The sequence below is a fragment of the Pontibacter sp. HJ8 genome (assembly GCF_054824225.1).
In genome coordinates this window covers 1-8,237 of sequence record NZ_JSYF01000073.1, presented here as the reverse complement: position 1 = coordinate 8,237, position 8,237 = coordinate 1, and the positions used below count along the sequence as shown (strand labels likewise).

6 protein-coding genes are annotated in these 8,237 nt (G+C 51.6%); all 6 read left to right on the top strand.

What is annotated here, in order from left to right:
• The first annotated feature begins 537 nt into the window (after positions 1 to 537).
• The 6 genes from secA (at position 538) to OB13_RS04475 (ending at position 8,008) form a co-directional block, all read left to right on the top strand.
• The gene (secA, locus tag OB13_RS04500; RefSeq protein ID WP_461488955.1) at positions 538 to 3,909 is read left to right on the top strand and encodes a preprotein translocase subunit SecA; all 3,372 of its coding nucleotides are present in this window, start codon (positions 538 to 540) and stop codon (positions 3,907 to 3,909) included.
• Between the two features lie 117 nt (positions 3,910 to 4,026).
• Positions 4,027 to 4,698 (top strand): deoxyribose-phosphate aldolase, encoded by a 672-nt coding sequence (deoC, locus tag OB13_RS04495; RefSeq protein WP_461488954.1) that lies wholly within the window; start codon positions 4,027 to 4,029, stop codon positions 4,696 to 4,698.
• Complete coding sequence (locus OB13_RS04490) at positions 4,682 to 5,191, top strand: sporulation protein (RefSeq protein WP_461488953.1); 510 nt, start codon at positions 4,682 to 4,684, stop codon at positions 5,189 to 5,191. The genes deoC and OB13_RS04490 overlap by 17 nt, the downstream gene beginning before the upstream one ends.
• 159 nt (positions 5,192 to 5,350) lie before the next feature.
• Positions 5,351 to 6,541, top strand: coding sequence for a M20 metallopeptidase family protein (locus tag OB13_RS04485; RefSeq protein ID WP_461488952.1), 1,191 nt, complete (start codon positions 5,351 to 5,353; stop codon positions 6,539 to 6,541).
• A 17-nt stretch (positions 6,542 to 6,558) separates the two neighbouring features.
• A complete protein-coding gene (locus OB13_RS04480) occupies positions 6,559 to 7,353 on the top strand; it encodes a DUF2490 domain-containing protein (RefSeq protein ID WP_461488951.1) in 795 nt (264 codons plus the stop codon).
• A 148-nt stretch (positions 7,354 to 7,501) separates the two neighbouring features.
• Entirely contained in the window at positions 7,502 to 8,008 is a 507-nt protein-coding gene (locus tag OB13_RS04475; RefSeq protein ID WP_461488950.1) for an Hsp20/alpha crystallin family protein, read from the top strand.
• Positions 8,009 to 8,237: the final 229 nt, after the last annotated feature.

Genomic DNA, 8,237 nt, shown 5'->3' with positions numbered 1-8,237 from the left:
TGGTCGAAATGACAAGAAAAACAGGTATAGAAAGGTATAGCGCTCAGGTATAGCAAAACATCCTTACAACAGCTGCTACAGAGCAATGGCTTGTGCCAGGTGCACTTTACGGCGCTCCACTGTTCGAGCGTTCAGCGAGTGGGGGTAGGGGCCCTCGATTTGGAGCGTCTTGATTTTTTTGCCTACTTTTTTTATCAAGAAAAAAAGTAGGTGCCCGCCGCACAAGCGAAACTATGCAACAACGTCAGGTTGCTCAAAGCAAAATAATTGCTACGGCAGGTATAGCTTAGACAATGTCAGCAATTAAATATGCCACAATGCCACAGCCACTCCTCACTTTTCCCTTTGTGACATAGGAATTTACGTAGCTTTTGCTTTGTTGGAAGAGTAGCCATTCCAGACCGGCAAATATGGCAGACAGGCTTTTCAGCTGTTATTCTGGTATTGTTTTAGTACAGAACTTTAGAGATATCAAAAAAACAGCTTATTTTTGACGATATTGCAGACACAGGATTTCATTTAAGAACAACAATACAGATGTTTGATTTTTTCGGTAAAACCGTTGCGAAACTATTCGGAACCAAGTCCGACAGAGATATAAAGGAGGTTGTTCCTTACGTATCTAAAATAAACGAAGAATACGCAAAGCTTGCGAGCCTTACCGATGATCAGCTTCGGCAGAAAACGGCCGAGATCAAAGGCATCATTGATGAGCGGCTCAAGCCTACAGATGATAAAATAGCTGCCCTGCACAAGCGTGTGGCAGATGAGCCGGAGCTCAATATAGTAGAGAAAGAAAGTATTTTTTCTCAGATCGATGATCTGGAGAAAGAACGAAACAAAGAACTGGAGGTAGTGCTGTTGGAAGTGCTGCCTGTTGGTTTTGCCATCGTCAAAGAAACGGCCCGTCGCTGGAAAGAGAACGGACAACTGGTGGTTACGGCTACCGACATGGACCGTGAGATTTCTGCACGCAAGCCAAACGTACAGATTGACGGCGACAAAGCTGTCTGGGCGAACAGATGGGTGGCTGCCGGCAACGAAATTGTCTGGGACATGCTGCACTACGATGTGCAGCTGATCGGTGGTGTCGTGCTACACCAGGGGAAGATCGCCGAAATGGCAACAGGTGAAGGTAAAACGCTGGTGGCAACACTGCCGGCTTTCCTGAATGCCCTCTCGAAGCGTGGGGTGCACGTGGTAACCGTGAACGACTACCTGGCACGCCGTGACTCGGAGTGGATGGCGCCTTTGTTCGAATTCCACGGCCTGACGATCGACTGTATCGACAAGCATACCCCGAACTCGGAAGCCCGCCGTAACGCCTACCGTGCCGACATCACCTACGGTACCAACAACGAATTCGGGTTTGACTACCTGCGCGACAACATGGCGCGTGAAACCAAAGACCTGGTACAGCGCAAGCACCATTATGCGATGGTCGATGAGGTAGACTCCGTTTTGATCGATGATGCCCGTACGCCTTTGATCATTTCCGGTCCGGTGCCGCGTGGCGACGAGCATGAGTTCTACCAACTGAAGCCGCGCATTGCCATGCTGGTAGATGCGCAGCGCAAAGTAGTGAACAACTTCCTGACGGAAGCCAAGCGCCTGATCAAGGATGGAAACACGCAGGAAGGCGGCCTCTCGCTTTTCAGAGCCTACCGTGGCCTTCCGAAGAGCAAGCCACTGATCAAATTCCTGAGCGAGACCGGTAACCGTGCCATCATGCAGAAGGTGGAGAACCACTACCTGCAGGATAACTCCCGCATGATGCCGGAGGCTGACGAGCCGCTCTACTTCACTATCGACGAGAAGCACAACCAGATCGAACTGACCGAAAAAGGCATCGACCTGATCACAGGACAGGGCGAAGACCCGCAACTCTTCATCCTGCCGGACATCGGAACGGAGATTGCCAACATCGAAAACAACAAGTCGCTTTCTGAGGAGGAAGTACTCCACTCCAAAGAACAGTTGATCGCTGACTTCCAAGACAAGTCGAAGCGTGTGCATACCATCAACCAGTTGCTCAAGGCCTATACCCTGTTCGAAAAAGATACAGAGTATATTGTGACGCCGGACCACAAAGTGAAGATCGTGGATGAGCAAACCGGTCGTGTGATGGAAGGCCGTCGCTACTCAGACGGACTGCACCAGGCGATTGAGGCGAAAGAGAACGTGAAGGTAGAGGATGCCACGCAGACCTACGCCACCGTTACGCTGCAGAACTACTTCCGTATGTACCACAAGCTGTCAGGTATGACAGGTACTGCCGAAACAGAAGCAGGCGAATTCTGGGATATCTACAAACTGGATGTGGTGGTCATCCCGACCAACCGCCCTATTTCCCGAAAAGACGAGCACGACAAGGTATACAAGACCACGCGTGAAAAATATAATGCTGTGGCCGATGAGATCGTGCAGCTGACGGAGGCTGGCCGCCCGGTACTGGTAGGTACTACCTCTGTGGAAATTTCGGAACTGATCAGCCGTATGCTGACGCTTCGCAAGATCAGGCACCAGGTGCTCAACGCCAAACTGCACCAGAAGGAGGCCGAAATTGTAGCCGAAGCCGGTAAGTCAGGCACGGTGACCATCGCTACCAACATGGCCGGTCGTGGTACCGACATTAAGCTTTCGCCTGAGTCGAAGGCTGCCGGTGGTCTGGCCATTGTGGGTACAGAGCGCCACGAATCCCGCCGCGTAGACCGCCAGTTGCGTGGTCGTGCCGGTCGCCAGGGTGACCCGGGTTCTTCCCAGTTCTTCGTGTCCCTGGAAGACAACCTGATGCGTTTGTTCGGGTCGGACCGTATTGCCCGCCTCATGGACCGTATGGGTCTGGAGGAAGGCGAAGTGATCCAGCACTCCATGATCACGAACTCGATCGAGCGTGCTCAGAAAAAAGTAGAAGAGAACAACTTCGGCCAACGTAAGCGCCTGCTGGAGTACGATGACGTGATGAACGCACAGCGCGAAGTGGTGTACAAACGCCGCCGCAACGCCCTATATGGAGAGCGTCTCGAGCTCGATATCTGGAACATGATCTATGATATCAGTGAGGAGATGGTGGTGAACTACAAGAACACCGGCGATTACGAAAACTTTAAGCTGCACATTATCCGCGTGTTCGGTATTGATACCCAGCTCTCGGAGAATGAATTCAAGACAGTTCAGGCCAACCAGCTGGCCGAGCGCCTCTATAACGAAGCGCTCAACCATTACCTGACCAAGAACAAACAGATCGCAGAGCAGGCATACCCGATCATCGCCGACATCCACCAGAATCGTGGACCGATGATCGAGAACGTAGCTGTGCCATTCACAGACGGCAAGCGCCAGTTAGCTGCTGTGGCTAACCTGACCAAAGTGTATGAGTCGCATGCCATGGAGCTGATCCGTTCTATGGAGAAGATCATCACGCTGGGCACCATCGACCAGGCCTGGACAGACCACCTGCGCCAGATGGACGACCTCAAGCAGGTAGTACAGAATGCGGTATACGAGCAGAAAGATCCGCTGCTGATCTACAAGTTTGAGTCATTTGAATTGTTCAAGCGCATGATCGGCAAGGTGAACGAAGAGACCGTATCCTTCCTGTTCCATGCCTACATCCCGGTGCAGGCGCCCGAGCAGGTACAGGCGCCGCGTCCACAGCAGATGCCAAAAGCGCCGGTGCTCCATGAGGAAAAAGCAGAAGTGCACTCTTCGCTGGAAGGCGGCAACGGCGCTACGTCTATGCCGGTACCCGAGCCAGCGCGCGTGATGCCGGCTCACTCGCAGCGCGTAGCAGGCCGCAATGACCGTGTCAGCGTACAGTACAACGATGGCCGCGTCGTCAAGGACGTGAAGTTCAAAACAGTAGAAGAAGATCTGCTGCACAACCGCTGCACACTGATTGAAGAATAAATAAGATAACCGCCGCCCGGTATACCCGGCGGCGGTTGTTTGATTTCCGGACTTTTGATGGAGGATGTAAGAGAAAGTATACTTTCTTCTTGTGTCCTTTGTCTTTTAGCTAAACTTATGTCAGGAGGAGAACTCGCATCTTACATTGACCATACGCTGCTGCGCCCCGAGGCAACCGAAGAGCAGGTGCTGCAGCTTTGTGATGAAGCCCGCAGCTACAGCTTTGCAGCAGTCTGCATCGCGCCCTGTTATGTGCAGTTGGCAAAGGAGCGCCTGGGACCGGGCGCACTCGTAAAAATAGCGACCGTTGTAGGGTTCCCGCTGGGTTACCAGCACACCAAGGTGAAGTTCCTGGAGACACACCAGGCGATAGAGGACGGGGCCAACGAGATCGATGTGGTAATGAACATCTCGGCTTTCAAGTCGGGGAAGTACGACGGAGTAGAAAGTGAGTTAGGAGATCTGGCGAAATTCTGCCACCTGAAAGGGGCAGCGTTGAAAGTGATCATTGAGACGGCACTGCTTACCAAAGAAGAAATTGAAAAGACCTGTGAGATCTGCGTGGCAGCCGGTGCGGACTTTGTGAAAACCTCGACAGGCTTTGCCGGTGGCGGTGCCAAAGTGGAAGATATTCTGCTCATGCGCCGCGTATTGCCCATTCATATCAAGATCAAAGCGTCAGGAGGCATCAAAACATTTGCCGATGCCCAGGCGTTAATCCAGGCTGGAGCAGACCGGTTGGGTTGCTCGGCCAGCATACAAATTGTAAAACATGAACAGAGCGCTTAGCTTTTTAGTAGTATTTGTTATCCTTCTTTCTTCTGCCTGTTCACCTTCAGCAGGAGCCCGCAAAGGCACCGCAGGCGATACGGGAGCCAAAGCAAAGGTTGTGGAAGACCTGAGTGTATACCGCCCGAAATACCCGGTTGAAGAAGCAGGAGCTATGGCCGCACGGGCCGAACCGACTGCCCATGTAAACGATCGGGTAGCTGTGCTGCTGGACACGGTAGCCAGTGTGAACAAAGGTATAAAGTATGCCCAAGGCTACCGCATACTGGCCTACAATGGCTCCGAAAGACAAACCGTTATGAACCTCCGCAAGTCTATTATCGCACGCGTGCCGGAGCAGAAGGATTATCTGACATACCAGCAACCTAATTTCCGGCTCAAAATAGGTGACTACTTCAGTCGCATCGAGGCCCAGCAGGTGCTCAATCAGATCAGCGACCTGATTCCGAATGCGCAGATCGTGCCCGAGCAGATCAATATCCCCAAGAATTAACTATACCTGACAGCAGGTATAAAAACGTTGCAGTTGCTTTGGTCGCTGCAACGTTTTTTATTTTTATATTTAATGGCTTACTACTCAGGTGGCTGATTGACAGGCAGATGTACGAACTTTCAAAAACCTTGAATCAGTCACCGCGAAGACAGAATCAGAATGAATCAGCTGGATCAGAAAATAAAAGACTTAGCGAAAGCTTACAGCACCGATACGGTAGGTATACGCCGCCATATCCATGCAAATCCCGAGCTTTCTTTTGAGGAATACAATACAGCTGCCTATGTGGAGCAGGTGCTGCAAAGCTATGGCCTGGAAACAACCCGGGTGGCGGAGACAGGTGTGGTAGCCCTGATCAAAGGCAGGAACGCCGACAGGAAAACCATCGCGCTGCGGGCCGACCTGGATGCGCTGCCTATTGTGGAGCAGAACCAGGTAGAATACAAATCCCGGAAGGAGGGGGTCATGCATGCCTGCGGACACGATGTGCATACGGCATCCCTGTTAGGGGCAGCCCGTATCCTGCAGGAATTAAGCGGTGAGTTTGAAGGCACTGTGAAGCTGATCTTTCAGCCGGGTGAGGAAAAGTTTCCGGGTGGCGCCTCCGTTATGATCAAAGAAGGGGTGTTGCAGCAGCCGGAGCCCGCTGGCATCCTTGGCCAGCATGTGTTTCCGATGCTGCCGGCCGGCAAAGTGGGTTTTCGATCGGGTATGTACATGGCCAGTGCCGATGAGATCTACATTACGGTCAAAGGCAAAGGCGGACATGCCGCCTTACCGGAACTCAACGTGGACCCGGTACTGATCTCGGCTCACCTGATCGTGGCGCTGCAGCAGATCGTGAGCCGCCATGCCAGCCCGAAGATTCCAACAGTACTCTCATTCGGAAACATAGAGGCCAGGGGCGCTACCAACGTGATCCCGAATGAGGTGAAGCTGGAAGGGACTTTTCGTACCATGGATGAAGCCTGGCGGAAGGAGGCGCACAAGCGCATCCGGAAGCTGGCCGAAGGGCTTTGCGAGAGCATGGGCGGCAGCTGCGACATCGACATCAAGTATGGCTATCCTTTCCTGAAGAACGAGCCCGGGCTGACAGGACGCGCCCGAGAGGCAGCCCAGGCTTACCTGGGAGTTGAGAACGTCGTGGACCTGGACCTGTGGATGGGAGCCGAGGATTTTGCCTACTACTCACAGGAAGTGGCCGCCTGCTTCTACCGCCTGGGCACCCGAAACGAGGCCCGCGGCATTACCTCCGGCGTACACACGCCCACATTTGATGTGGAAGAGTCGGCTCTGGAGACAGGAAGTGGCCTGATGGCATGGCTGGCCGTGCAGGAGTTACAAGCATAAAGTTAGTAGACATCGATATGAGAAAACTATACCTTCTGTTTCTTTTGGCTGCCTGGCCGCTCTTCAGCCAAGCCCAAAGCAAAGTAACAGCTCCAACGGCTATCTGGCCGGAGTTGCAGGTGAGTTATGGGCTAGGAGAAAGCGGGGTGCTTTTTCTGCAGAACCAGTACCGCATCAACACCGACGGGCGCTACAACGATCTGAGGGATAGTGGTTTGTTAAGCAGCTTTGAGCGGGTGCAGCTGGCGGTGGGGTACGAGCATACCTTTACCGAACACTGGCGGGCAGGCGGACTTTTGCGCTATGCCTTCGAAGATTTTCCCACGACCAGCTTCTTCTCGGGCTTTTTGCGGCACACCGGCAGCATCAGGAGCTTGTATTTCAACAAACAGGTGATGCTGGATTATGTCCGCCAGGAGCAGCGGGACGCTTACGGGCGTTTCAGGTTGATGGCCGAGCTCGGCAAAAGGCTGCCGCTGGGTTCCCGGTATGTTACGCCTTCTGTTTCCTACGAATTGTTTGTCAACAAACAGTTTGGTCCTGAAGAGTCGGACAGGGAAGAGCGGACGATCGACAGAACCAGGCTCCGGCTTCTAATAACCTATGAGTTGACCGAGAAGCTGCGTATCAGCCCCTACTTTATGCGCCAGACAGATTACTACTATGTGGAGGTAGCGCCTAAGTACGACGAAAACGATGTGCTGCTTGAAGAGGGGTATACCACCAAGCGAAACCGCATCTCACCTGTGTTTGGATTGGAGCTAAAGTATACGCTAAACACAACACCTCACGTGGGCAGCTATACCTACTAAAGTCCTGAAAAAGTGTCAGAAACTGACATTCTAAAACTGGTTTAAAATGACATTATTTCATGATTAGGTAAGATAATCCGGGTGGCATGGTTTTTACTGTACTCCTATTGAATCTGATTGTTTAACAATTTCAAAAAAGGAGGTTGCTATGGTACTCAGAAGATATAATGGCATGCAGGACGATATGCCGCAGACATTCAGCTCTATGCTGGACAGATTCTTTAATGAGTCAGTTAACACCAGAGGTATGTCAGGCTTTACACCGCATGTAGATGCCTGCGAGACAGAGAAAAGCTATGAGATAGAACTGGCACTGCCAGGCATCAGCAGAGAGGATGTCAACATTGATTTCCAGGAAGGAAGGCTGACTATTTCGGGTGAGCGCAGATTTGAGCAGAAGGAAGAAGGCCGTCGTTACCAAATGTTGGAAACCCAATACGGTACTTTCTCCCGTACCTTCTACCTGCCCGACAATGTAGATCCTGACAAGATCAATGCGCAGCTACAGGATGGTCTGCTGAAGGTTACTGTTCCGAAAGATGAGCATAAAACCATGAAGCGGCAGATCCGGATCAGTGGCAGTGCAGAGTCCAAAAGCCAGCCCAAGCAGAAAAGCGTATCAGCTTCTTCAGGGAACGGCAAAGACAACAAATAAGTAAAATTCAAAAGGAGGCCACGAAACTGGCCTCTTTTTTGTTATAGAAATGTTAAACTATGTTATTTGCCTTGACCTTACGTACTGCCGTATAGTATATTAGCGTTATACAGGTATAATATAGCTCATACCTAATATTTATAATAGATTAATTAAAAACAAAATACATGAAGACAAAACAGTTTATCGTTGGTCTTACACTTTCAGCTATGCTAGGCGGCGGTGTTGC